Consider the following 24,713-nt stretch of genomic DNA (forward strand, 5'->3'; position numbering starts at 1 on the left):
TAGATATCGCTTATCGATGCCGACGCCGCGAGGAGACACGATGGAACTGAGGCAGTTGCGCTACTTCGTGGCGGTCGCCGAGGAGCTGCATTTCGGGCGCGCGGCGAAGCGCCTGTTCATCTCGCAGCCGGCGCTGAGTTTCGACATCCGCAAGTTCGAGGACGCGCTTGGCGTGCAGCTGTTCTCGCGCACCAACAAGACCGTCGCACTGACCAACGCGGGCGAGGTGCTGCTCGGCGAAGCGCGCCGGCTGCTGCTGCAGGCGGCCGAGGCCGAACGCCTGACGGTGCGCTCCGCCTCCGGTCTCGCGGGCCGGCTGCGGATCGGCTTCGTTCATTCGATGCTGTATCGCGGGCTGCCCGATGCCGTGCGGCGCTTCGAGGCCGACTACCCCGGTGTCGAAGTCGTGCTGAGCGAAATGAACACGCAGGCGCAGGTACAGGCGATCCAGCGCGGCCAGATCGATCTCGGCTATGCGCACTGGGGCCACTTCCCGCCCGAAGTCGAATCGACGCCCGTCTATGCGGAGCCGTTCGTGTGCTGCCTGCCGGCCGCGCATCCGCTCGCGAAGCGCAAGCAGGTCGCGCTCGCCGCGCTGGCCTCGGAGCCGTTCATCCTGTTTCCGCGCGAAGCGGCGCCCCACTATCACGACCTGATCATCGCGCAGTGCGTGAATGCCGGCTTCAGCCCGCTGATCCGCCACGAGGCACGGCTGTGGCAGACGATCCTGTCGATGATCGAGTTCGGGATGGGTATCGCGCTCGTGCCGCGCGTGCTGCAGCAGGTGAAGAGCGAGCGGCTCGCGTTCCGGTCGCTGAAGGATGCGTCGCTCGAATCGCGCACGCTCGCGCTGAAGCGCAGCGGCACCACTGAGCCCGTGGCGCTGCGCTTCGCGGATTACGTCCGCGCGTCGATCGACGCACTGCCCGCGCTGGCAGGCTGAGCTGGCCGACGGCCAATGGGTCTTGCGCGGGGGCGTGAAAAAAATTGCAGAAAGGGCTTTACAGACCCCAAAAGCTCTGACATAATCTTTTCTTCTTTGGGCGGTTAGCTCAGCGGTAGAGCACTGCCTTCACACGGCAGGGGTCACTGGTTCGATCCCAGTACCGCCCACCAAAGAATTCAAGGCCCTGCGTCTCACGACGCAGGGCCTTTTCGTTTTTGGCACGCCGAATTCACGGCCCACCCGTGCAGACTCACGTGAACCGGCAGTCATCGCCTCCTCCACGAATCCGCCATCTCGATTTCGATCGCCCCCTTCGTTTTCGGCGCGTTGATTTACGCCCGCAGGAAATCAATGTCGATCCGGCCAACTTGCTGGACGCTGTGCGATTTTCCAACAGTAACGCCACACTACCGATCGGGAGCCGGTGCAGGGGCATGGTCCTCAAACGCTGCCCGACCATTGACGCGTCTCGATTCGCCAAACACCATTAGCTCGTATCGGTCGATGGAAATCCGGCAAATCCGCTATCAGCGGCAAAATCTACGATTTCTTCGCGCATCATGCCCCGTCGGGTCAACACCGCCTCCCGGTCGAGCGTACGAACAAAGTTCAGACATTTCATTTACGTCATACAAAATCTTTCAACACGAAAGAATGAAAATTGCTAGTGTAATTTTTGGTAATTCTTCTGTAACATTTGTAGAAATCCGGATGCATAGAATCCTTACACCAAATAACAGCCAGCCGAATCGGCATCGCATTTAGGCGCGAGATCATGACTTGCGATGATGAGAGTTGGCGATAGAGATTGCACACCCATGTCCCAAGAGAAGAACGACTACACCTTGTGGCTTACCGGTCTGAGCGGCGCCGGCAAGTCAACCCTCTCGCGCGAAATTGCGGCGCAGTTGCGCGCACGCAAAATTCCGACATGCATCCTTGACGGCGATGAATTGCGGGCAGGCGTTTCTCCTGATCTCGGTTTCTCGCGGGAAGATCGCACCGAAAACTGCCGACGCACCGCCGAGATCGCCAAGTTGCTCAATAGCCAGGGCTTCATGGTGATCGTCGCGCTGATCTCGCCTTATGAAGCCGACCGGCAGCGGGCACGACAGATCGTCGGCGTGGACCACTTCGTCGAGGTCTACCTGAAAACCGATATCGCCACTTGCTCGGCACGTGATCCGAAGCAGCTTTACGCAAAGGCGATCACCGGCCAGACAACGCAATTCACCGGCATTTCGGATCCATACGAAGTACCGACCACGCCTGATCTCGTCGTCGAAACGGGATCGATGGATATTGCCTCGTCGGTCGCGCTCATCATGAATTTCGAGCGGCAGCGATTCACGCACGCGTAATCTCGCCCCTTCGTTACCACGCATCCGAACAGCAACGCACCGCGCTCCGTCAATCGTGCCGCATCAAAAGTCGACACGATTAACGGACACGCTCTGTGCTGGGTAACGTCCAGCCCTGTCGCAAGAAAACCGCTCGCCAGTCCGGTCACGCGCGTCAAATCCCGATCGGGACAAATTCCACATGCGTCTCGCGTAATGGCATCCGCACGAACGCTGGGCGACGTGTCGCGCGACTACCCCACCCGCTCCGCCGTCGCATCGAACGCGCGCTTCGCCTTGTCGACGATCTCGTCAACTTCCGCCTCGCGAATCACGAGCGGCGGCGACAGCAGCATCCGGTCGCCGGTCGCACGCATGATCAGGTTGCCGTTGAAGCAGAAGTCGCGGCAGATCGTGCCGATATCGACGCTCGCACCGAACCGCTCGCGCCGGTCCCGGTCGCGCGCAAGCTGAACGCCCGCGACCAGCCCCGCTCCCGCAATCTCTCCGACGATCGGATGATCGCCCAGCGCATCGCGCAGCCGGCGCTGGAAGTACGGCCCGATGTCGTTCTTCACGCGCTCGACGATCCCTTCGTCGCGCAGCAGCTTCAGGTTCGCGACCGCGACGGCCGCCGCAACCGGGTGGCCCGAGTACGTGAGGCCGTGGTTGAATTCGCCGTTGTCGATGATCGGTCGCGCCACGCGCTCGTGAATGCCGACGGCGCCCATCGGCACGTAACCCGACGTGAGGCCCTTCGCCATCGTGATGAGGTCAGGCTCGAAGCCGAAATGCTGGTGTGCGAACCATTCGCCAGTACGGCCGAAGCCGCCGATCACTTCGTCGGCCGCGAGCAGGATGTCGTACTTGCGGCAGATCCGCTGGATTTCCGGCCAGTACGTCGACGGCGGGAAGATCACGCCGCCCGCGCCCTGGAACGGCTCGCCGATGAACGCGGCGACGTTCTCCGCGCCGAGTTCGAGGATCTTCGCTTCGAGCTGCTGCGCGCGGGCAAGGCCGAACGCTTCCGGCGTTTCACCGGCTGCCGCTTCGCCGAAGAAATACGGCTGGTCGATGTGCACGATGTTCTCGACCTTCGACGGCATCTGCTCGTGCATGTAGCCCATCCCGCCGAGCGTACCGCCCGCGATCGTCGAGCCGTGATAGCCGTTCTTGCGCGAGATCACATACTTCTTCTGCGGCTGGCCCTGCACGCGCCAGTACTGGTGCACGAGGCGCAGCACGGTGTCGTTGCCTTCCGAGCCGCTGTTGCAGTAGAAGAAGTGGTTGAAGCCCTTCGGCGACACTTCCGCGAGCATCGCGGACAGTTCGATCACCGGCGGGTGCGTGGTCTTGAAGAACGTGTTGTAGAACGGCAGTTCCTGGATCTGGCGATACGCGGCGTCGGCGAGTGCCTTGCAGCCGTAGCCGACGCTCACGCACCAGAGGCCGGCCATCCCGTCGATGATCTTGTTGCCGTCCGAGTCCCACAGGTAGACGCCGTCGGCTTTCACGATCACGCGGCTGCCCGCGCGGTTCAGCGCGCCCATGTCAGAGAACGGGTGGATGTGGTGTGCGGCGTCGAGCGCGCGATAGTCCGCGGTCGAATGCGGTGGGACAGCTTCGTTTCGATCGGTCATGTTTCCTCCGGATAACAGTGCCGCACGCTCACACGTGCAGCAGCAGATGCCTGCGTTCCCACGAGCTGATCACGCGGAAAAACGCCTCGTATTCGGTGTCCTTCAGCGCCAGGTACGCTTTCACGAACTTGTCGCCGAGAATGCCGGCCAGCGGCGTGCAGGCCGCCATCAGCGAGATGCCCTCCTCGAGATTGCGCGGCAGCTGGTACGGCAGCTTGTAGCCGTCCGACGCAATCGGCTCGGTCGGTGCGAGCTGCTGGGTCAAGCCGAGATAGCCGGCCGCGAGCGTCGCGGCGAAGGCGAGATACGGATTGCAGTCGACGCCCGGGATCCGGTTCTCGATGCGGCGGGCCGATGCGCCCGACTGCGGAATGCGGAAACCGACCGTGCGGTTGTCGTAACCCCACTGCACGTTGATCGGCGCCGCCATGAAGCGCGACAGGCGGCGATACGAGTTGATGTACGGCGCAAAGATCGGCATCAACGCGGGCGTGTACTTCTGCAGCCCCGCGAGATAGCTGTGGAACATCGGCGACACGGCACCGTCCTCGCTGGAGAACAGGTTGCGCCCCGTGCGCGCGTCGGCCAGGCTCTGGTGGATGTGCATCGCGGAGCCGGGCTCGTCCTGCATCGGCTTCGCCATGAAGGTCGCGTACATGTTGTGGCGCAGCGCCGCCTCGCGCACGGTGCGCTTGAACAGGAACACCTGGTCGGCGAGCGACAGCGCATCGCCGTGCACGAAGTTGATCTCCATCTGCGCGGCACCGACCTCGTGGATCAGCGTCTCGATATCGAGCCCCTGCATCTCGCAATATTCGTAGATATCCTCGAACAGCGAATCGAACTCGTTCACGGCCTCGATCGAATACGACTGCCGGCCGGTCTCCGCACGCCCGGTGCGGCCGACCGGCGGACGCAGCGGCAGGTCGGGATCGGCATTCATGTCGACGAGATAGAACTCGAGCTCGGGCGCGACGACCGGCTGCCAGCCCTTCTCCTTGTAAAGATCGAGTACGCGTCGCAACACATAGCGCGGCGAGATCTCGACCGGCGAGCCGTCGAAGTGCACGCAGTCGTGGATCACCTGCGCGGTCGGGTCGACGGCCCACGGAATCAGGCAGATCGTCGACGGATCGGGCACGCACACCATGTCGGGGTCGGTCACGCCGGTCAGCGTGCCGTCCTCCGGATAGTCGCCGGTGACGGTCTGCACCATCACGGCCTGCGGCAGGCGCATCGATTCGCCGGATTCGAACTTGTTGCGCGGAATGATCTTGCCGCGCGCAATGCCGGCCATGTCGGGAATGATCGCCTCGACCTCGGTGATGCGGTGCTGTCGCAGGAATTCGCTCAGTTCGGGTTGCATGATCGGCCTCTATCAGTCGACGTCGGATGCAGCCGGCGACGCCATCGCGCCGCCGGCTGCATGAATGCGATGCGTCATGCGCGCGCGGCACGCCGCGCCAAATGCCGCGAAGATGTCGCGCGACAGCGACTGTTCCGCGTAGCGCCATTCGGGATGCCACTGCACGCCGAGCGCGAACGCGCGCGCGCCGCGCACGCTGACGGCCTCGACCAGCCCGTCGGGCGCACTGGCTTCGACGACGAGCCCCGCGCCGAGCTGCGCGATGCCCTGATCGTGCAGCGAATTGACCGTCGCCGCCTGCGCGCCGCGCGCGACCCGCTGCAGCAGGCCGCCCGGCGCGAACTGCACGACGTGCGCGGGGCCGTACTGCCGTTCGAGCGGATCGGCGGGCCGCTCGCGGTGATCGTCGAAGCCGGTCGTCGCGTGCAGCCTCTGGTGCAGCGTGCCGCCGTACGCGACGTTCAGCTCCTGCATGCCGCGACAGATCGCGAGCACGGGCACGCCCGCGTCGATCGCCGCGCGGATCAGCGGCAGCGCGGTCGCATCGCGCGCGGGGTCGTGCAGCGTGTCGGGCGCGCTCGCGGTGCCGCCATAGTGATGCGGCTCGACGTTCGAATAGCTGCCGGTCAACAGCAACCCGTCGATCGCCGCGACGATCGCGTCGGCCGGCTGGCGCGCGCCGAGCGCGGGCAGCACGAATGCAAGCGCGCCGGCGCCGTCGACGAGCGCGGCCAGGTACTTCTCCCCCGCGGTGTGGTTCGGATGCGCACCGCGCAGGATGCGGTCGGCGGTGACGGCTACGATCGGGCGCGCACGCATGGGGGTCTCTCCGGTAATCGCGCGCGATACGGTCGCACGCGGAACAGTGAAGGCGGTTCGCGCCGGCGCCGCACACGCACACCACGACGCGGCGCATGCCCATGCGCGATCCTGCCGCGCGGATGATGCGGCAACAGGCGGTGCGACCCGGAACGGAAGCGGAAAACGACGCTAGGGCAACAACGATGCGCTGCCGTCGCACTGCACCGCGCTGAACACGAGCGCGGTCACGAGATTGAAGCGGCGCAGGCCGCGATGGGAAATGGCGAAGAAACGAGGCTCGCGTAAAGAGGCGGCACGCGTGCCGCGATCAGCATGCCGGATCGGCCCGGCCTGAGGCGGCGCGCCCGCCGACGGACTTCGCGTCCGGCGTATCGAAGGGCTGGCGGCTTTCACGATCGTACTCGACTGACTGATGGATGCAGGACACGTGTCGCGATGAAGCGCATGCGGCAATGCCGCGCGGCGACACGTCGGCAAGGTGTCTCGCAGCACATTCCGGCGCAGTGCGGCCACGATCGATGGCCCCGCCGCAAGTGCACGCGTGACGACTTCCTGACATTCAGCTTATATCACCTAAAAATTGCGTCAAATTTTCAGGTACCGATGACGACATCGGTCAGACGAAAGCTGCACGAAAAAAAACGGCATCGATCCCGTGGATCGATGCCGTGTTGTGCATTGCATCGGTGCGACAAGCTGCGTGCCGGCGGGCTGTGACACGCCTGCTCCACCGCGCTGCCGCATCCGTGCGGCCCGCGCTCAACGATGCGCGAGCGCGGTTTCGACGAGCGTCTGCAATAGCGGCACAATCCGCGCTGCACGCGTTTCGTCATACGCGTAAGGACGCGTCTCTTCCATGTAGGTGATCTGCGAGAGCTCGAGCTGCACGGCCTCGACGCCGGTATCGGGCACGCCATAGTGACGCGTGATGTAGCCGCCCTTGAAGCGCCCGTTCGCGACGGCCGTATAGCCGCCCTGTTCGAGCACGCGTGCGGCCAGCGCTTCTGCCAGGCCAGGCGCGGCACTCGCACCGCTCGACGTGCCGAAGTTGAAGTCCGGCAGGCGGCCGTCGAAGAAGCGCGGCACGTGCGAGCGGATCGAATGCGCTTCCCACACGAGCACACGGCCGTGCTCGCGCTTCAGGCGTGCCACCTCGCCTTGCAACGCCTCGTGATACGGCAGCCAGTAGCGGTCGCGGCGACGCATGATCTCGTCGTTGCCGGGCAGCGCATTCGCCGGATACAGCGGCGCCTTGTCGAACGTATCGACCGGCACGAGCCCCGTCGTGTCCTGCCCCGGGTACAGGTTCTCGTTGTCGGGCGGACGGTTCAGGTCGACGACGTAACGCGCATGGGACGGTACGAGGATCGATGCGCCGAGGTCGGCCGCGAATCCATACAGCCGTTCGAGATGCCAGTCGCAATCGTCGACGAAGCGCGCGTCGGCCGTCATCGTCGCGGCGATGTCGTCGGGGATGTGCGTGCCTGCGTGCGGAATCGAGATCAGCAGCGGCAGCGTGCCCTGCTTCAGCGTGAATACAGCCGGTTGTTCAGTCATGTCGCATCACCGTAGGAGGTCTGCCGGCGCACGCTTGCGGCGTGCGCCGGTTGCGCGCGTCAGCGCAGCAGTTGCGCCAGCGCGGCGCGGTAGTCGGCATACGCGACGGCTTCGTCGCGATGACGGCGGCCGCTCACGACGCGCTCGCCGCCCGTGTAGACGTCGAGCACCGGCGTCTCGCCGTGCTCCGCGAACACGATACCCGACAACCACGACGTGCTGTCGTGTTCGGCGATCGCCGGATGATCGGGATCGAGCACGAGCCAGTCGGCGCGGCACCCTTCGCGCAGCGCACCGACATGCCGCCCGCTGGCCTGTGCACCGCCCGCAAGCGAAGCGTCGAACAGGCGATCGGCGACGTGCGCCTGCGTGTCGCTCGCCAGCACGTTGCGCGCGCGATGCACGAGCCGCTGCCCGTATTCGAGCAGGCGCAATTCCGAGCGCCAGTCGACCGACGCGTGGCTGTCCGAGCCGACACCGATCACACCACCCTGCGCGAGATAGTCGACGGCCGGGAACACGCCGTCGCCGAGATTTGCTTCGGTCGTCAGGCACAGGCCGGCGACCGCGCGACGCTTGGCGAGCGCTGCCGTTTCGGCCGCGTCGACGTGCGTCGCGTGCACCAGGCACCAGCGCGCATCGACGTCGAAGCGATCGAGCAGCCATTGCACGGGGCGCGCACCGTAGGCACGCACGCAGTCGTCGACTTCGGCCGTCTGCTCGGCGATATGGATGTGCACGGGCGCATCGCCGGGCAACCCTTCGAGCAGCACGCGCAACCCGTTCTCGGATACCGCCCGCAGCGAGTGCGGCGCAACGCCGTAGCGCAGCCCGCCGTGCTCCGGCGCCACGCGACGCATCGCGTCGAGCAGCTCGAGCAGGCCGTCGGGCGTATTGATGAAACGGCGCTGGTCGTCGCGCGGCGGCTTGTCGCCGAAGCCGGCGAACTGGTACGACACCGGCAGCATCGTGATGCCGATGCCGGCCGCGCGTGCGGCGTCGATCACGCGCGTGCCGAGCTCGGCGATCTGCGGATAGCGCGAGCCGTCCTGCGTGTGGTGCACGTAGTGGAATTCGCACACCGACGTGTAGCCGCACTTGAGCATCTCGACATACAGCCAGCGCGCGATTGCCGCGAGCGCGTCGGGCGTGATCTTCAGCGCGAAGCGGTACATCAGGTCGCGCCAGCTCCAGAAGCTGTCGGACGGATTCGCGCGGTATTCGGTGAGCCCCGCCATCGCGCGCTGGAACGCGTGCGAATGCAGGTTCGGCATACCGGGCATCACGGGCCCGGCCGCGCGCGCGACGCCAGCGGGTGCGTCGGTGTCGGGCGTCACGCCGGTCAGCGTGCCGGCCGCGTCCCAGCGCAGCAGCACGTTACGGCGCCAGCCTTCGGGCAGGTACGCATGGTCTGCGAACAACAGGGTGTCGGTCATGAGGCTATCCATTCATCCGGCGAAACACGGTCGTGCCGCCGCGTACGACCTGCTCGCACAGCGGCCGGCCGATCCAGTAGGCGAGCTCCGCCAGCGAGCCGACCGACCACGCGGCGAAGTCGGCTTGTCGACCGACCTCGAGCGCGCCGTGGCGATCCGCGCGGCCGAGCGCCGCGGCCGCATGGCGCGTGACGCCCTGCAGCACTTCGGGCACCGTCATGCGGAACAGCGTGCAGCCCATGTTCAACGTCAGCAGCAGCGATTCGAGCGGCGACGTGCCGGGGTTGTGATCGGTCGCGAGCGCGATCGGCACGCCGTGCTTGCGCAGCAGCTCGATCGGCGGCAGTTGCGTCTCGCGGATGAAGTAGTACGCGCCGGGCAGCAGCACGGCAACCGTACCGGCTGCCTTCATCGCCTCGATGCCGGCTTCATCGAGAAATTCGAGGTGATCGGCGGACAGTGCGCGATAACGCGCGGCCAGCGCCGTGCCGCCCGCATTCGACAGTTGCTCCGCATGCAGCTTCACGGGCAGCCCGCGCCGCGTGGCGGCCTCGAACACGCGCTCGGTCTGCGCGAGCGAAAAGCCGATGCGTTCGCAGAACACGTCGACCGCGTCGACGAGCCCTTCGTCGGCCAGTGCCGGCAGCATCCGGTCGCACACTTCGTCGATGTACGCATCCGCGCGGCCCGCATATTCGGGCGGCAGCGCGTGTGCGCCGAGGAAGGTCGTGTAGACGGTGACCGGGAAGCGCTCGCCGAGCTGACGCGCGACGCGCAGCATCTTTCGTTCGCTCGCGAGGTCGAGCCCGTAGCCCGACTTGATCTCGATCGCGGTCACGCCTTCGGCGAGCAGCGGCTGCAGGCGTGCGGCGGCCTGCACGAACAGCGTCGTCTCGTCGGCCGCGCGCGTCGCGCGCACCGTCGACACGATCCCGCCGCCCTGCCGCGCGATTTCCTCGTAGCTGACGCCCGCGAGGCGCTGCGCGAATTCGTCGGCACGCGTGCCGCCGTACACGAGGTGCGTGTGGCAGTCGACGAGGCCTGGCGTCACCCACGCGCCGTGCAGATCCTCGCGTTGCCAGTGGGCATAACCGTGCGGCAGCGCGGACATCGCGCCGAGCCAGACGATCGTGCCGGTTTCGTCGACGGCGATCGCCGCGTCGTCGATCGTCTCGTCAGGATGGCCGTGCGGACACAGCCTCAGGTGATGCCAGACAGTCGGTTTCATGCGTTCAGTCTCGTTCGCCGATGGCGAGCGACACGGCCAGCAACGCGCCGCTCCCGCTCACGACGACGTCAAACGCACGCCGCGGCCCGTCGAGCCGCAACGTGTCCATTTCTTCCAGGGTGTAGCGCGTGCCGTCGATTTCAACGGCGGCTTCGCCGGCCGCGCAATACAGCAGCACGGTATCGGCATGCTCGATGCGGTGCGCGCCTGCGCGCCATACGTCGAGCGCACCGCGCGCGGCCGAACGGCGCGTCATCAGGTTGAAGTCGCGCGTCGCGCCGTCGTGCAGCGTCGCGTCGATCGCCGCCTCGCCCGCAAAATCCGCGCGGTCCAGCGGCGCGTCGAGCACGTGGCGTGCGCCGCCTTCCTCGGCGAGCGTCATGCCTGCGCCGGACAGCAGCACGAGCGTGCGGTCGATCCCGTCGAAACGCGAGAACGGGCCGGCCGTGCCGACGTCCGCGACGCTCACGCGCCACGCGAACGCGTCGAGCGCAGCGCCCGGCGGGAACGCACCGATTTCGCGCGTCACGCCGCCGCCGTTCTTCCATGGCGACGCGACGAGATCCGCTGCGCGGATCATCGTCGCGTTCACCGGCGCCTGGTGGAGCGCCGTCATGCTCAGCGGCCGAGCATCGGCAGCTTCAGGCCGGCTTCGCGGGCCGTCTGCTGCGCGAGTTCGTAGCCGGCATCCGCATGGCGCATCACGCCCGTCGCCGGGTCGTTCAGCAGCACGCGGCCGAGACGCTCGTGCGCTTCGGCGGTACCGTCGGCGACGATCACGACGCCCGAGTGCTGCGAGAAGCCCATGCCGACACCACCGCCATGGTGCAGCGACACCCACGAAGCGCCGCCTGCGGTGTTCAGCAGTGCGTTCAGCAGCGGCCAGTCGCTCACGGCGTCCGAACCGTCCTTCATCGATTCCGTCTCGCGGTTCGGGCTGGCAACCGAGCCGGTGTCCAGGTGGTCGCGGCCGATCACGATCGGGGCCTTCAGTTCGCCGTTCTTGACCATCTCGTTGAACGCCTGGCCGAGGCGATAGCGATCCTTCACGCCGACCCAGCAGATCCGTGCCGGCAGGCCCTGGAACGCAATGCGCTCACGTGCCATGTCGAGCCAGTTGTGCAGGTGCGGATCGTCGGGGATCAGCTCCTTCACCTTCTGGTCGGTCTTGTAGATGTCTTCCGGATCGCCCGACAGCGCGACCCAGCGGAACGGGCCCTTGCCTTCGCAGAACAGCGGGCGGATGTACGCCGGCACGAAGCCCGGGAAGTCGAATGCGTTCTCGACACCCATTTCCAGCGCCATCTGGCGGATGTTGTTGCCGTAGTCGAGCGTCGCCGCACCGCGTTCCTGCAGCGCCAGCATTGCGCGCACCTGGACGGCCATCGACTGCTTCGCGACCTTCACGATGCTCTGCGGATCGACCTTCTGCGCTTCGCGCCATTGCGCGACGGTCCAGCCTTGCGGCAGGTAGCCGTTGATCGGGTCGTGCGCGCTCGTCTGGTCGGTCACGCAATCCGGCGTGATGCCGCGCGTGACGAGTTCCGCGAACACGTCGGCCGCGTTGCCGAGCAGGCCGATCGACACCGGCTTGCCGTCGCGCTTCGCTTCCTCGATCATGCCGAGCGCTTCGTCGAGCGTCGTTGCCTTCTTGTCGACGTAGCGCGTCTTCAGGCGGAAGTCGATGCGGGTCTCGTCGCATTCGACCGCGATCATCGAGAAACCGGCCATCGTCGCGGCCAGCGGCTGCGCGCCGCCCATGCCGCCGAGGCCGCCCGTCAGGATCCAGCGGCCCGACGGATCGCCGTTGAAGTGCTGGTTCGCGACCGAGAAGAACGTTTCATAGGTGCCCTGAACGATGCCCTGGCTGCCGATGTAGATCCAGCTGCCGGCCGTCATCTGGCCGTACATCATCAGGCCCTTGCGGTCGAGCTCGTGGAAGTGATCCCAGTTCGCCCAGTGCGGCACCAGGTTCGAGTTCGCGAGCAGCACGCGCGGCGCATCCTTGTGCGTGCGGAACACACCGACCGGCTTGCCCGACTGGATCAGCAGCGTCTCGTTCTCTTCGAGATCCTTCAGCGACGCGAGGATCTGGTCGTAGCATTCCCAGTTGCGTGCCGCGCGGCCGATGCCGCCGTACACGACGAGCGCATGCGGATGCTCGGCGACTTCCGGGTCGAGGTTGTTCTGGATCATCCGGTAGGCCGCTTCGGCCAGCCAGGTCTTGCAGACTTTCTCGCTGCCGCGCGGCGCACGGATCGTGCGGGTCGGATCGAGACGGGGATCGATGTGTTTCGGATGGTTCATGACGACTGCTCCCGAAGGAAAATGAATATCAAATAGGAATCAGAAATGCCCGGTGAAGCGGTATCGGCTGCCGGGATGCCACAGATTCGCCACCGAGGCGACGACGCCCTGCGACCAGGTGCGTCGATGTAAAACCAGACACGGCTCGACGTCGTCCATCCGCAGCTGCTCGCGCCGCTCCGGCGCCGGGGCCGCCGCTTCGATCCGGTACTCGACGCGCTGCAGCGGAGCCGCGCGCATCAGGTACAGGTTCGGCGTCGTGTTCGTGAAATCCTGCTCGGCGTAATCCGGCGCGACCGCCGGATTCACCCATCGTTCTTCAAGCTGCACGGGCTCGTCATTCTCGAAGTGCAGCACCTGCGAATGAAACAGCTTCGTGCGCACGGCGACCTGCATCTCGTCGGCGAGCGCCTCGTCGGCGCGGATCGTGTCGAGGCCGAGGACGCTGGCGTGATACGCATGCCCGCGTGCACCGACTTCCTCCGAGATGCTGCGGATCGCCACCAGCGTCGATTCGTACTTCGGCCGCGCGACGTAGGTGCCCGCCCCCTTCATGCGGGTGAGCACCTGCTCGGCCGTCAACTCGCGCAACGCGCGGTTGACGGTCATGCGCGCCACCTTGAATTCGCGCGCCAACTCGTTCTCGGACGGCACCTGATCGCCCTCCTCCCACTCGCCTGCGTGGATGCGGCCCAGGATGAAATCCTTGATCTCCTGGTAGACCGGCGCGCTCATGGGCTTACTGTTCCGACGCGAACGAGAACGGCGCGACCTTCGCGAACGCACGCTCGCCGACCAGCTTCGCGATCACCGCGATATCCGGTGCGAAGTAGTGGTCGAGTTCGTAGTGCGCGACCTTGCCGCGGATCGTTTCCATCACGGGCGCCAGCTTCGGGCTCGTGTGGTACGGCGCGCGCAGGTCGACGCCTTGCGCGGCTGCCAGCAGTTCGATCGCGAGGATGTGCTTCGTGTTGTCCGCGATGTCGGCGAGCTTGCGCGCGGCGAACGTCGCCATCGACACGTGGTCTTCCTGGTTCGCGGAAGTCGGCAGCGAGTCGACCGACGCCGGGTGCGCGAGCGTCTTGTTTTCCGATGCGAGTGCAGCCGCCGTCACGTGGGCGATCATGAAGCCCGAGTTCACGCCGCCGTCCCGCACGAGGAACGGGGGCAGGCCCGACAGCGTCGCGTCGATCAGCAGCGCGATGCGGCGTTCGGCCAGTGCGCCGATTTCCGATGCGGCGAGCGCGAGGTTGTCGGCCGCGAACGCGACGGGTTCGGCGTGGAAGTTGCCGCCCGACAGCACTTCGCCGGTATCCGGGAAGATCAGCGGGTTGTCCGACACGGCGTTCGCTTCGACCAGCAGCACGTCGGCTGCATGGCGCATCTGGTCCAGACACGCGCCCATCACCTGCGGCTGGCAGCGCAGGCTGTACGGGTCCTGCACCTTGTCGCAGTCGAGGTGCGACTGGTTGATCGGCGAGCCTGCGAGCAGGTCGCGATACGACGCAGCTGCGTCGATCTGGCCCTGGTGGCCGCGCAGTTCATGAATGCGTGCGTCGAACGGCTTCACCGAACCGGCAGCCGCGTCGACCGACAGCGCGCCCGCGACGAGCGCGGTGCGGTACAGGTCTTCGATCGAGAACATGTTGTCGAGCGCCAGCGCGGTCGATGCCTGCGTGCCGTTCAGCAGCGCGAGGCCTTCCTTCGCCTGCAGCGTCAGCGGCGCGAGGCCGGCAACGCGCAGACCGTCGAGTGCGCTTGCACGCTCGCCGCGGATGAACACTTCGCCGACGCCCAGCAGCACGGCCGACATGTGCGCGAGCGGTGCCAGGTCGCCCGATGCGCCGACCGAGCCCTTCACCGGGATCAGCGGCAGCACGTCCGCGTTGAACAGCTTGATCAGCGCGTCCATCACTTCGCGACGGATGCCCGAGTGGCCGCGGCCGAGGCTCGACAGCTTCAGTGCCATCAGCAGGCGCACCGACGAGCGTGCCATCGGCTCGCCCACGCCGACCGCGTGCGACAGCACGAGGTTCTTCTGCAGCAGTTCGAGCTGGTCGTGCGGGATGTGCGTGCTGGCCAGGCGGCCGAAACCGGTGTTGATGCCGTAGGCCGGCTCGCCCTTCGCGGCGATGTCGGCGACGGCCTTCGCGCCGGCGTCGATCTTCGCGAAGCTGGCCGGATCGAGCGTCAGTTGCACGGATTCGCGTGCGATCTGGCGCAGTTGCGGGAGGGTCAGGTGGCCGGGGGTCAACGTAATCATGTGAGCAATCCTGTCTAGACAAGTTCGGAATGGATTGAAGTGTAGCCACGCCAACTTGTCTAGACAACCCGTATTTCACCGATTTCGACTCAGGAGTTTCCCTGATGCCCGGCGCGGCCCGCCGAATCGGCCCGCACGATCCGACGCTTAACAGTTGTTGCAATTATTTTGTCTTTGGCAACATACGGATCATCATTCGCCACGGAGACCGCCATGCCCTTCCCGCCACGATTCGCCGCCCGATTCGTCCGCCCTCTGCTGTTCGCCGCGTGCGCACTCGCATGCGGCGCGTCGCTCGCCGCGGAGCCGCTGTCGGGCACGCTCGATAAGATCCGGCAGAGCAACCTGATCTCGATCGGCCACCGCGAAACGTCGGTGCCGTTCTCCTACGCCGACGCGAACGGCAAGGTCATCGGCTTCTCGCAGGACCTGTGCGACCGCGTGATCGCCGCCGTGAAAGCGCGCACCGGCAAGCCCGACCTGCAGGTGCGCTTCATCCCCGTCACGTCGCAGAACCGCATTCCGCTCGTGCAGAACGGCACCGTCGATCTCGAATGCGGCGTCACCACGAACCTCGCCGCGCGACACGCGCAGGTCGCGTTCTCGACCACCTTCTTCGTCGCGACGACGCGCCTGCTCACGCGCACGAACTCCGGCATCCGCGACTTCCCCGATCTCGCCGGCAAGACGGTCGTGACGAACCAGGGCACGACGTCCGAGCGCCTGCTGCGCAAGATGAACGAGGAAAAGAAGATGAACATGCGGATCATCAGCGCGAAGGACTATGGCGAAGGACGCCTCACGCTCGAATCGGGCCGTGCGGCCGCGTACATGATGGACGACGTGCTGCTCGCGGGCGTGCGCCAGCTCGCGGCGAAGCCGGCCGACTGGCAGATCGTCGGCACGCCGCAATCGTCGGAAGCCTACGGGTTCATGCTGCGCAAGGACGATCCGCAGTTCAAGGCGCTCGTCGACGGCGTGCTCGTGCAGTTGATGAAGCGCGGCGAGATCGACACGCTGTACGACAAGTGGTTCACGAAGCCGGTGCCGCCGAAGGGGCTGTCGTTCGACTTCGCGATGAGCGACGTGATCAAGGCGCGCTATGCGGCGCCGAACGACGCGCCGCTCGAATGAGCGTCGCGCGCGGATCCCGGCTCACGCACGCGTCCACGCGACGCACGCCGCGTAGCCGGGCGCCGCGTCGAGCCACGCCGCCTCGAACGCCGCGACGCCGGCGGCGGGCGCGGCCGGCTCGACGATCGTCGTCGCCGGGGTCGTGACATCGCGCGGCGGCATGACCGCGAACGCGCTCAGCCCGCCGACGATGCCCGTGCCGAGCGCCTTGAGCAGCGCCTCCTTCGCACACCAGACGCGCATGAATTCGCCGGCGCGCGCGGCAAGCGGCACGCTGTCGAGATAGGCGGCCTCGGCGGGCGCGCAGACTTCGCGCGTCAGCGCGCGCCAGTCGGCCGCGCGATTGCAGCACTCGATATCGACACCGACGCGGCCCGCGGGTACCCACGCAAGCAGCGCATGGTCGCCCGCATGCGACACGTTGAAGTCGAGCGATGCGCGATGCGCGCCGTCCAGCGACGGTCGCCCCGATGCATCGACGACGATCGCCACCGCCTGCGGCGCAATGCCGAGGGCCGTGCCGAGCACGTCGCGAAGCGCGGCACGCGTCGCGGCGCTGCGCACCGCATCCTCATGCCGCATGAAGCGTGCGGCCCGCGCGCGCTCGTCATCGCTGAGTGCCGCATACGCGGGCGACGCAAGCGGTACGCGCCAGTCGAAATCGACACGCGCAACCTGCACGCCGGCGCGGGACGCGGCGGGCGGCGCGTCGAGCCGCTGCATGCGCCACGCGCGGGGGATGTCGGACGGGGAAGCGGAATCGGGCGGGACGAGCATCGACGTGCGGCGGCCTGTGGAATGAAACGTCCGATGTTAATCGATCAGGCGGTACGGCGAGCCGTTGCGGCCCGTCGGTGGCAATGCTGCCGGCACTGGGCGCCGCGCTGACGCTTGTTGTCCTCGCGGCAGGCACCCGCGTGACGCGGCCGCCCTGTCACCCGTTCGCGGCAACGCCCGGCACACCGCTGCCGGGCCCACGTCTGCGCGATGCCGGGTGGATCGCATGTACTTTGCCCGGCGCATCGGCCGGCAGCACGCCGTGTTGCAGCCAGTGGAGCGCCAGCGGCCACAGTGTTTCGGTGAAGCGACTGTGGAAAAACGCGAAATGGCCGATCGCGTCGACGCCGATGTCGGCCGGCGCGATCCGCAGGTGCGTGACGTCGCTGCCCGTGTAGTAGCCGACCAGCCGCTCGATCGCCTCGACCGTGCCGAACCCGTCGTCGTCGAGACCGATCGCGAGCATCGGCGCCGATAGCGCTGCGAAGCGGGCGGGCAACGCGGCGCGGCTCGCGGCGGGTTCGGCGAGCAGGCCGCTCGTATAGCTGTCCTCGAAGCGCGCCTGCGAGCGCACCCACGACAACGCGACGCCGCGCGGCGTGTCCTCCATCCAGCCGAGCCGCTTCGCTGGCACGTAACCGAACACGGCCGCGAGCACCGGCATCGCGACGTGCCACTTCCACCACATGCGCCGCCGTTCGGCCGGCATGTAATCGCGCCAGTACGCATACTGCGCGCCGACCGTCACCGCATGCCGCACGTGGACGTTCGATGCGGCGAGCCCGAGCGCAACCCCGCCGACGCTGTGCGCGACGACGTCGATCGGCTGGCCCGGAAACGCGTCGTGTGCGTATTGCAGCGCGGCTTCGCAATCGAGCCGCCCCCAGTCGAGCCAGTTCGCGCGCAGCTTCGCGAGCTGCGCCGGGCGCGACCCGCCGATGCCGCGATAGTCGTAGACGAGCACGTCGCGCCCCTGGGCAAACAGCCAGGCCGCGAAACGAAAGTAGTAGTCGCAACGCACCGACGTCGCGCAATTGATGACCGTTACGGGGCGAGCGCCACTGCCGCCGCGATGGCGCCATACGTGGCCGCGCAATGCATAGCCGTCGGCCGCGCGCAGCGTCACGGGTTCGGGGGGCAATGCGTCTGCCGCGCGGGTGCCCTGCTTCATTCCGTTGCCTTCGTTCGAAATTGTCATCTTGTCTCCTGTCGGTCCGAGTTGGCGCTTCAGCGCTTACTCGGACCCCATGGCGTGGATGGGTGGAGTTAGCGCTTCAGCGCTTACTCCACCCCCACGGCGGTCGGCCGGAGTTAGCGCTTTAGCGCTTACTCCACCCCCACGGCGGTCGGTCCGAGTTAGCGCTTCAGCGCTTACTCGGCCCCCCCTCCTTCGTGATCCGTCCGGGTTATCGCCTCGGTGCCTGCTCGTGCTCACGCTTCGCGGCCGGCCAACGCGTCAACAGACGAGCGCCCGCTCCCGCCCCATCCTTCGCCTTCCACACCAGCCTCCATTGAACTTGACGCGCCCGGCGTTCTCAACCAATCTTGCTGCTCCGTTCGCATGAGTCACGCGCATGTCAACGCCGCTCGTCCGTCTCCCGTCGCTCGACCTCGTCCGCGGTTTCGTCGCCGTCGGCCGCCGCATGAGCATCACGCTCGCCGCGCAGGACCTGTGCGTCACGCAATCGGCGGTCAGCCGCCAGGTGCACGCACTCGAAGCGCATCTCGGTGTCGCGCTGCTGCAGCGCGGCTACCGGAAGATCGCGTTCACACCCGAAGGCGAGCGGCTGTTTCGTGTCGCGGATGCGGCACTGCACGGGCTGCAGGACACCGTCGCGTCGCTCGCCGCCGCGCGCGAGCGCCAGCCCGTCACGATCACCGCGAGCATCGGCGTCACCGCGCTGTGGCTGCTGCCGCGGCTCGGGCGGCTGCAGGCGCGCCTGCCGGAGATCGACTTACGCGTCGCCGCGAACGACAAGGTACTCGATTTGCGCGCCGAAGGCATCGACCTCGGGATCCGCTATTGTCCGCGCGACCGCGCGCCGGCCGGCGCGCTGCGGCTGTTCGACGAAATCGTCGTGCCGGTCGCGCATCCGGCGCTCGCCGCGCGGCCCGTCACGAACGCGGCCGCGATCGCCGACCACGTGCTGCTCGAATTCGACGGGCCGCCGCAGCCGCAGTTGCAGTGGCGCGCACACCTGCACGCGGCCGGGCTCGGCGACGCGCGCCCGAAAGGCGTGCTGCGTTTCAACCAGTACGACCAGGTGATCCAGGCCGCGATCGCGGGCCAGGGCGTCGCGCTCGGCCGCCTCGCGCTCGTCGCGCCGATGCTCGCGGACGGGCGGCTCGCGGTGCTCGGCCCACACACGCAGGCGCTGTCGGATGCGTACGGCTACTGGCTGTTCCAGCACGATCCGGCCCCGCGCCGCGAAGTTGCCGACGTCCGCGACTGGATGCTCGCCGAAGCGGCCGAATGCGATGCCGCGATGCGTGCGCACGGCCCGACTTCGGCGTAAGCCGGCGCAACGGTGACAAACGAAGCTGACCGTTGCCGGGCGCTCCCGCCCCACTCCGCACGCCCCGCGTCGCATTCCCTGCACGCATGCCAACCTGACCGAATGATCGCTTGAGCGACGGCGAGCCCGATCGTCTAATCGGATCGAGCGCGGCCGTCTTGCCGCGCCTTCATCCGGAGACACGCATGACCCCGATCGAGCAGGAAGTCCGCCGCCGCTGGCTGCCCGTACTGGCCGGCGGCTTGATCATGGGCGCCGCGCTCGGCATCCGCCACGTGCAGGGCCTGTTCCTCGCACCGGTGTCGCTCGACCACGGCTGGTCGCGCGAGGCGTTCGGCCTCGCCCTGGCGCTGCAGAACCTGATCTGGGGCGTCGCGCAGCCGTTCACGGGGATGGTCGCCGATCGCTTCGGCTCGCTGCGCGTGATCGTCGCCGGGATGCTGCTTTACGCGGCCGGGCTCGTCACGATGGCGCACGCGGCGACGACCGGCATGTTCACGATCGGCGCCGGGCTCGTGATCGGCGTTGCGCTGTCAGGCTCGGCGTTCGCGTCGATCTATGGCGCGCTGAGCCGCCTGTTTCCGCCCGACCGGCGCGGCTGGGCGCTCGGCGTCGCAGGTGCGATCGGCGGGCTCGGCCAGTTCTGCATGGTGCCCGTCGCGCAAGAGCTGATCGGCGGCATCGGCTGGCGGCATGCGTTCATCGCGCTGGCGCTCGTCGCGGCGCTGCTCGCACCGCTCGCCGTGTTGTTGCGCGACCGGCCCGCGCAGGCGGCCGGCGTAGCCGCCGGCCCCGACCAGTCGATCGGCGAAGCCGTGCGCGAGGCGTTCGCGCATCGCGGCTTCTGGCTGCTGAACGCGGGCTTCTTCGCGTGCGGCTTCCAGCTCGCGTTCATCGCGACGCATCTTCCCGCGTACCTGCTCGACCACGGGCTGCCGGCACGCCACGCGAGCGTCGCGCTCGCGCTGATCGCGCTGACCAACGTGGCCGGCACCTATGCGTGCGGCCATCTCGGCGGGCTGCTGCGGCGCAAGTACGTGCTGTCGGTGCTGTACCTCGTGCGGGCGCTCACGATGGCCGTGTTCGTCGCCGCGCCGCTGTCGCCCGCGAGCGTCTACGTGTTCGCAGCCGTGATGGGGTTCACGTGGCTCGGCACCGTGCCGCTGACGAACGGCGTGATCTCGCAGGTGTTCGGCGTGCGCTACATCGCGACGCTGTTCGGCTTCGTGTTCTTCGGGCACCAGCTCGGCAGCTTCTTCGGCGTCTGGCTCGGCGCGGTGGTGTACGACGCGACGCATTCGTACATGCCGCTGTGGATCGGCTCGATCGCGCTCGGCGTACTCGCGGCGTTGCTGCACCTGCCGATCAACGACGCGCGCGTCGCGCGTCCCGCATCGGGCAACGCGGCATGGGCATGATCCGCGCGGCGCTGGCCGCCGGCACGCTCGCGTTCGTCGCATGGTGCGGCGCGGCCTATTTCAGTTCGGGCGTCGCGTACGCGCTGCTCGAACACGTCGCGTTCTGCAATTGATGCGACAGCCCGGAGCGTGCGGTCAGCGGCGCTTCGGCAATGCCGCCAACGCATCGAGCGCACGGGCACGCGCGGCCGCATGCTCGACGAGCGGTGCCGGATAGTCGACGCCGAGCCGCACGCCGGCCGCGTCGAGTTCCAGCGGCGATGCTTCCCACGGCGCGTGGATCGATGCGTTGTCGAGGCCGGCAAGCTCGGGCACCCAGCGCCGCACGTACGCACCGTCCGGATCGAACTTCTGCCCCTGTGCGACCGGATTGAAGATGCGGAAATACGGCGCGGCGTCGGCACCGCAACCGGCCACCCACTGCCAGCTCGCCGCGTTGTTCGCGGGATCGGCGTCGACCAGCGTGTCCCAGAACCACGCTTCGCCCGCGCGCCAGTCGATCAGCAAATGCTTGATCAGGAACGACGCGACGACCATCCGCACGCGGTTGTGCATCCAGCCGGTCGTCCACAGTTCGCGCAGGCCCGCATCGACGAGCGGATAGCCGGTCCGCCCGCGCTGCCATGCACGCAGCGCGGCGGGATCGTCGCGCCACGGCATCGCATCGAATTGCGCGCGGAAGTTGTCGCTGGCGAGCGCCGGGAAGTGATACAGCAGCGTGTAGCTGAACTCGCGCCAGCCGAGCTCGCTCAGGAATTTGTCGGCGTCCGCGGCCACCGCCGCGCCGCCTGCGTTCGCGGCACCCTGCACCGCATGCCACACCTGTCGCGGCGACAGGTTGCCAAAGCGCAGGAACGGCGACAGCCGGCTCGTCGCGGGACGGTCGGGAAGGTCGCGCGCATCCGCATAGCCGGCGAGCGATGCCGTCAGGAATGCGTCGAGCCGGGCGTGCGCGCCAGCTTCGTCGGGCGCGGGCCACGCGTCGCGCAGGCCGCCGGCCCAATCCGGCACCGGCGGACGCAAAGCAAGCACGTCGAGCGCCAGCGCGCAGTCACGCACGGCTTTCGGCCACGGATGAAACGCGATCCGCTCGGGTTCCGGCAGCGGCACGGCGACCGTGCGGTCGCGACGCGCCGCACGCCAGTAGGCCGTGAACACCTGATACGGGCCGCCGCTGCCTGTCAGCACTTCCCAGGGCTCGTTCAGCAGGCTGCCGTTGCTGCTCTCGACCGTCACACCACGCGCCTTGAGCGACGCCTTCAGCGCCGCATCGGCGTCGCGCTGCGGTTGCGCATAGCGGCGGTTCCAGTACACGGCTTCCGCGCCCGTGTCGTGCACGACGCGCTCGATCTCGCGCTGCGCGTCGCCACGCAACAGCAGCAGGCGCCCGCCATGACGCGCGAGCGCCGCATCGAGCCCCGCCAGCGACCCGTGCAGCCACCAGCGCGCCGCGCCGCCGAGCGCTCGCCCCGCGCCGTCGCCCGTGTCGTCGACGAATACGCACACGAGCGGCCGGCCCGATTCCACCGCGCGCGTCAGCGCGGGCTGGTCGGTCACGCGCAGATCGTCGCGGAACCAGACGATCGCGGGAGCAACGGACGACTTGGCGGGCACAGGCACCTCGATGACGAAAGCGGAAAGAGACACGTATTGTCGCGGCTGCGCTGCGTGGTGTCGACGTGCGACGCACACGGCGCGCCGGCGCGCCCATGCCGCCGGCCGTCACGGCAATCGCACCGCCCTGCTGCCCCGGTGAAACGCCTTAGTCCATTCCGACGATTCTTCGCCGCGTGCGCGGGCCTACGCTCGATGTCGGGTGCGCCGCACTGCGCGGCACGTGCGGGCGGCGAACGCCCCGCAGGTCCCGATCCGCACCCGTCACGCGCGCCGACCGATATCGGCGCGGCTCCTTCCGACCGCCGCGACGCTTCCCGCCACCCGGGCACGCGCGGCTTCATCCGATACGCCGCCATGACCAAACCCTCGAATCTCGTCACCTCGATCACCGTCGACATCGACGCACCGGCCTCCGTCGTCTGGGAAGTGCTGACCGACTTCCCGCGCTACGGCGAATGGAACACGTTCTGCGTCGGCTTCGAAACGACCGGCAAACTCGGTGATTTCGTGCACATGCAGGTGCGCATCCCGGGCACGGAGACCGTGATTCCCGTCAACGAGATCCTCGTCGCGTACGAACCCGAACGCCTGCTGTCGTGGGAGCAGCGCCCGACCGACGACAACAAGGACGCCGCGCGCCGCGACCAGTACATCGATGCGATCGGCGCGGAGCGCTGCCGCTATTTCACGACCGACCAGTTCCTCGGCCTCAACGCAGACACGATCATGCAGAACCACGGCGGGTGGGTGAAACAGGGCTTCGACCAGTGCGCGCGCGACGTGAAGCAGCGTGCCGAAGCGCTCCACGCGGCACGCCGGCGCAACAACGCGTGACCGGGAGCCGCCGATGCCCGATCTGCAAACACTGTCCGACCATCACGACATCCGCGAGCTGATCGTCGCGTATTCGACTGCGATCGACACGCGCGACTTCGACGCGCTCGACGCGGTGTTCACACCGGATGCCGCAATCGACTATCGCGCGATGGGCGGCATCGCCGGCCGCTATCCGGAGGTAAAGGCGTGGCTGCGCACCGTGCTGCCGCAGTTTCCGCAGTACCAGCACATGGTCGGCAACCTGTCGATCCGGCTCGAAGGCGATACCGCGCGCGGCCGCACGATCTGCTTCAATCCGATGGAGGTCGCGCTGCCGGACGGCAGCACGCAGGTGATGTTTCTCGGGCTGTGGTACGTCGACCGGTTCATGCGCACCGCGCAGGGCTGGCGCATCGCCGAGCGCGTCGAAGAGCGCTGCTACGGCCACAACGTGCCGGCCGTGCTCGCGGGCGCGACCGGTTGATCCATGCGCGACGCGCGCGCCGTGCGAAAGCTGCACGGCGCGCGCATCCTGGACCATCGCGTCGATCAATCGAGCCGGAACGCGGCCTCGAATCGCTCGGCGAACGCGTCGAACTCGGTTTCCGGCAGATGGTTGATGCCGCCCGCGCGCTTGCGCCCGCCGCCGGTCGGGAAGCCGCGACAGAACTCGTCGGCGCCGAGCGGCCGGCCATCGGGCACGCGCACGCTGACGACGAGCCCGCCGTCCGCGCGCGGCGACAGCACCGCGAGCGCCGCATGCGGCGCGTTGCGTATCCGCTCGTTCGCGAGCATGCCCGTCGCGCGCCGTGCCCACGGATGATCAGGCATCCGGACCAGCGTCGCACCGGGCACCTCGCGCAGCGGCGCGAGTGCGCACGCGTGCGCCATGTCGTCGCGGTAGCCGTCGCGCAGCGCGGCGAATACGGCCGTCTCGCGCACGAAATCGAGCGGGTCGACGCACGGCAGCATCGCGTCGGCGAGCGCGGCCGGATCGAAATGCAGATCGCCGACACACTCGCCGTACGCGTTGTAGTTCAGGTAGAGCCCGAGTTCGGCGAGCGTGTCGCGCTCGGCGTCGCCAATCCCGTGCTCGCGCGCGAGCGCGTGGCCGAGCGCCGGCAACTCGTCGCCGAACGCCGCGACGATCGCCCAGCGCACGTGCCGGCCGCCGAGATAGCGGTTCACGATTGCGCTCGTGCAGACGTCGGCTGCCGTGTCGATATGCGCGTCGAAGCGCGGCTCGTCAGGCAGCTCGCCCGCGAAGTGATGGTCGAAATAGCGGACCGTCGCGCCGTCGCGCAGCAGCCGCGCGCACGCGTCGCGATTCTGGTCGTGCGACACGTCGAGCACGGTGACGATGTCGCCTGCCCGCGCGTCGATCCGCTCGAGCAGCTTGATGTCGCGCTTCACGCCGGTCACGAGCGTGCCGTGCACGCCCTCCGCCAGCCGCAGTTGCTGAAGTGCGCACAGCCCGTCCGCGTCGCCGTTGAACGCAAAGAAATGTTGTGTTTCGTGGTTGTCCTGCAT

Annotated in this window: 23 protein-coding genes and 1 tRNA gene; 9 read left to right on the forward strand and 15 right to left on the reverse strand. The window is 67.6% G+C overall.

Annotation, left to right across the window (positions count from 1 at the left end):
* Positions 1 to 40: 40 nt before the first annotated feature.
* From BCEP18194_RS17465 to cysC, 3 genes are all read left to right on the forward strand, one after another.
* Positions 41 to 943, forward strand: a complete 903-nt coding sequence (locus BCEP18194_RS17465) for a LysR family transcriptional regulator (RefSeq protein ID WP_011352598.1) — start codon at positions 41 to 43, stop codon at positions 941 to 943.
* Positions 944 to 1,041: 98 nt separating this feature from the next.
* Positions 1,042 to 1,116, forward strand: a tRNA-Val gene (locus BCEP18194_RS17470).
* Positions 1,117 to 1,764: 648 nt separating this feature from the next.
* The gene (gene cysC, locus BCEP18194_RS17475; protein WP_041492893.1) at positions 1,765 to 2,307 is read left to right on the forward strand and encodes an adenylyl-sulfate kinase; all 543 of its coding nucleotides are present in this window, start codon (positions 1,765 to 1,767) and stop codon (positions 2,305 to 2,307) included.
* Between the two features lie 233 nt (positions 2,308 to 2,540).
* Here cysC and BCEP18194_RS17480 read toward each other — a convergent pair whose 3' ends face one another.
* From BCEP18194_RS17480 to hutH, 11 genes are all read right to left on the reverse strand, one after another.
* Entirely contained in the window at positions 2,541 to 3,926 is a 1,386-nt protein-coding gene (locus tag BCEP18194_RS17480) for an aspartate aminotransferase family protein (protein WP_011352600.1), read from the reverse strand.
* A 28-nt stretch (positions 3,927 to 3,954) separates the two neighbouring features.
* The gene (locus BCEP18194_RS17485) at positions 3,955 to 5,292 is read right to left on the reverse strand and encodes a glutamine synthetase family protein (protein ID WP_011352601.1); all 1,338 of its coding nucleotides are present in this window, start codon (positions 5,290 to 5,292) and stop codon (positions 3,955 to 3,957) included.
* A gap of 12 nt (positions 5,293 to 5,304) precedes the next feature.
* Positions 5,305 to 6,111: a gamma-glutamyl-gamma-aminobutyrate hydrolase family protein gene (locus BCEP18194_RS17490; RefSeq protein ID WP_011352602.1), complete on the reverse strand. Its 807-nt coding sequence runs from the start codon at positions 6,109 to 6,111 to the stop codon at positions 5,305 to 5,307.
* A gap of 171 nt (positions 6,112 to 6,282) precedes the next feature.
* Positions 6,283 to 6,507 (reverse strand): hypothetical protein, encoded by a 225-nt coding sequence (locus tag BCEP18194_RS39815; protein ID WP_081436611.1) that lies wholly within the window; start codon positions 6,505 to 6,507, stop codon positions 6,283 to 6,285.
* A 366-nt stretch (positions 6,508 to 6,873) separates the two neighbouring features.
* Complete coding sequence (hutG, locus tag BCEP18194_RS17495; protein ID WP_011352604.1) at positions 6,874 to 7,671, reverse strand: N-formylglutamate deformylase; 798 nt, start codon at positions 7,669 to 7,671, stop codon at positions 6,874 to 6,876.
* 59 nt (positions 7,672 to 7,730) lie between these two features.
* Positions 7,731 to 9,107: a formimidoylglutamate deiminase gene (locus tag BCEP18194_RS17500; protein ID WP_041492894.1), complete on the reverse strand. Its 1,377-nt coding sequence runs from the start codon at positions 9,105 to 9,107 to the stop codon at positions 7,731 to 7,733.
* 4 nt (positions 9,108 to 9,111) lie between these two features.
* The gene (gene hutI, locus BCEP18194_RS17505; protein ID WP_011352606.1) at positions 9,112 to 10,335 is read right to left on the reverse strand and encodes an imidazolonepropionase; all 1,224 of its coding nucleotides are present in this window, start codon (positions 10,333 to 10,335) and stop codon (positions 9,112 to 9,114) included.
* Positions 10,336 to 10,339: 4 nt separating this feature from the next.
* Positions 10,340 to 10,951 (reverse strand): HutD/Ves family protein, encoded by a 612-nt coding sequence (locus tag BCEP18194_RS17510; RefSeq protein WP_041492895.1) that lies wholly within the window; start codon positions 10,949 to 10,951, stop codon positions 10,340 to 10,342.
* 2 nt (positions 10,952 to 10,953) lie between these two features.
* Positions 10,954 to 12,642, reverse strand: a complete 1,689-nt coding sequence (gene hutU / locus BCEP18194_RS17515) for a urocanate hydratase (protein ID WP_011352608.1) — start codon at positions 12,640 to 12,642, stop codon at positions 10,954 to 10,956.
* A gap of 39 nt (positions 12,643 to 12,681) precedes the next feature.
* Entirely contained in the window at positions 12,682 to 13,377 is a 696-nt protein-coding gene (hutC, locus tag BCEP18194_RS17520; RefSeq protein ID WP_011352609.1) for a histidine utilization repressor, read from the reverse strand.
* Between the two features lie 4 nt (positions 13,378 to 13,381).
* A complete protein-coding gene (gene hutH, locus BCEP18194_RS17525; protein WP_011352610.1) occupies positions 13,382 to 14,905 on the reverse strand; it encodes a histidine ammonia-lyase in 1,524 nt (507 codons plus the stop codon).
* A 213-nt stretch (positions 14,906 to 15,118) separates the two neighbouring features.
* Here hutH and BCEP18194_RS17530 point away from each other — a divergent pair, with 213 nt between their 5' ends.
* Entirely contained in the window at positions 15,119 to 16,039 is a 921-nt protein-coding gene (locus BCEP18194_RS17530) for a glutamate/aspartate ABC transporter substrate-binding protein (protein ID WP_011352611.1), read from the forward strand.
* A gap of 21 nt (positions 16,040 to 16,060) precedes the next feature.
* On the opposite strand, the gene BCEP18194_RS17535 is transcribed toward BCEP18194_RS17530, so the two are convergent.
* Both BCEP18194_RS17535 and BCEP18194_RS17540 read right to left on the reverse strand, forming a co-directional pair.
* Positions 16,061 to 16,816, reverse strand: coding sequence for a 4'-phosphopantetheinyl transferase family protein (locus BCEP18194_RS17535; RefSeq protein ID WP_011352612.1), 756 nt, complete (start codon positions 16,814 to 16,816; stop codon positions 16,061 to 16,063).
* A gap of 157 nt (positions 16,817 to 16,973) precedes the next feature.
* The gene (locus BCEP18194_RS17540; protein ID WP_011352613.1) at positions 16,974 to 18,014 is read right to left on the reverse strand and encodes an alpha/beta hydrolase family protein; all 1,041 of its coding nucleotides are present in this window, start codon (positions 18,012 to 18,014) and stop codon (positions 16,974 to 16,976) included.
* A 376-nt stretch (positions 18,015 to 18,390) separates the two neighbouring features.
* Here BCEP18194_RS17540 and BCEP18194_RS17545 point away from each other — a divergent pair, with 376 nt between their 5' ends.
* The 3 genes from BCEP18194_RS17545 to BCEP18194_RS42260 all read left to right on the forward strand — a co-directional run bounded on the left by BCEP18194_RS17545 (position 18,391) and on the right by BCEP18194_RS42260 (position 20,863).
* Positions 18,391 to 19,332, forward strand: coding sequence for a LysR substrate-binding domain-containing protein (locus BCEP18194_RS17545; RefSeq protein ID WP_011352614.1), 942 nt, complete (start codon positions 18,391 to 18,393; stop codon positions 19,330 to 19,332).
* A 185-nt stretch (positions 19,333 to 19,517) separates the two neighbouring features.
* Positions 19,518 to 20,750 (forward strand): MFS transporter, encoded by a 1,233-nt coding sequence (locus BCEP18194_RS17550; protein ID WP_011352615.1) that lies wholly within the window; start codon positions 19,518 to 19,520, stop codon positions 20,748 to 20,750.
* Positions 20,741 to 20,863, forward strand: a complete 123-nt coding sequence (locus BCEP18194_RS42260) for a hypothetical protein (RefSeq protein WP_041492896.1) — start codon at positions 20,741 to 20,743, stop codon at positions 20,861 to 20,863. Before BCEP18194_RS17550 ends, BCEP18194_RS42260 begins: the two co-directional genes overlap by 10 nt.
* 22 nt (positions 20,864 to 20,885) lie before the next feature.
* Here the strand turns inward: BCEP18194_RS42260 and BCEP18194_RS17560 are convergent, their stop codons facing one another.
* Positions 20,886 to 22,364, reverse strand: coding sequence for a cryptochrome/photolyase family protein (locus BCEP18194_RS17560; protein ID WP_041492897.1), 1,479 nt, complete (start codon positions 22,362 to 22,364; stop codon positions 20,886 to 20,888).
* A gap of 357 nt (positions 22,365 to 22,721) precedes the next feature.
* Here BCEP18194_RS17560 and BCEP18194_RS17565 point away from each other — a divergent pair, with 357 nt between their 5' ends.
* Together BCEP18194_RS17565 and BCEP18194_RS17570 are read left to right on the forward strand one after the other, a co-directional pair.
* Positions 22,722 to 23,201 (forward strand): SRPBCC domain-containing protein, encoded by a 480-nt coding sequence (locus BCEP18194_RS17565; protein WP_011352617.1) that lies wholly within the window; start codon positions 22,722 to 22,724, stop codon positions 23,199 to 23,201.
* Between the two features lie 13 nt (positions 23,202 to 23,214).
* Positions 23,215 to 23,667, forward strand: a complete 453-nt coding sequence (locus BCEP18194_RS17570) for a nuclear transport factor 2 family protein (RefSeq protein WP_011352618.1) — start codon at positions 23,215 to 23,217, stop codon at positions 23,665 to 23,667.
* A 65-nt stretch (positions 23,668 to 23,732) separates the two neighbouring features.
* Here the strand turns inward: BCEP18194_RS17570 and BCEP18194_RS17575 are convergent, their stop codons facing one another.
* Positions 23,733 to 24,713 carry a hypothetical protein gene (locus BCEP18194_RS17575; protein WP_011352619.1) on the reverse strand — a complete coding sequence of 327 codons (981 nt, stop codon included), beginning with the start codon at positions 24,711 to 24,713 and terminating at the stop codon, positions 23,733 to 23,735.

Source organism: Burkholderia lata (genome assembly GCF_000012945.1).
GTDB lineage: Bacteria > Pseudomonadota > Gammaproteobacteria > Burkholderiales > Burkholderiaceae > Burkholderia > Burkholderia lata.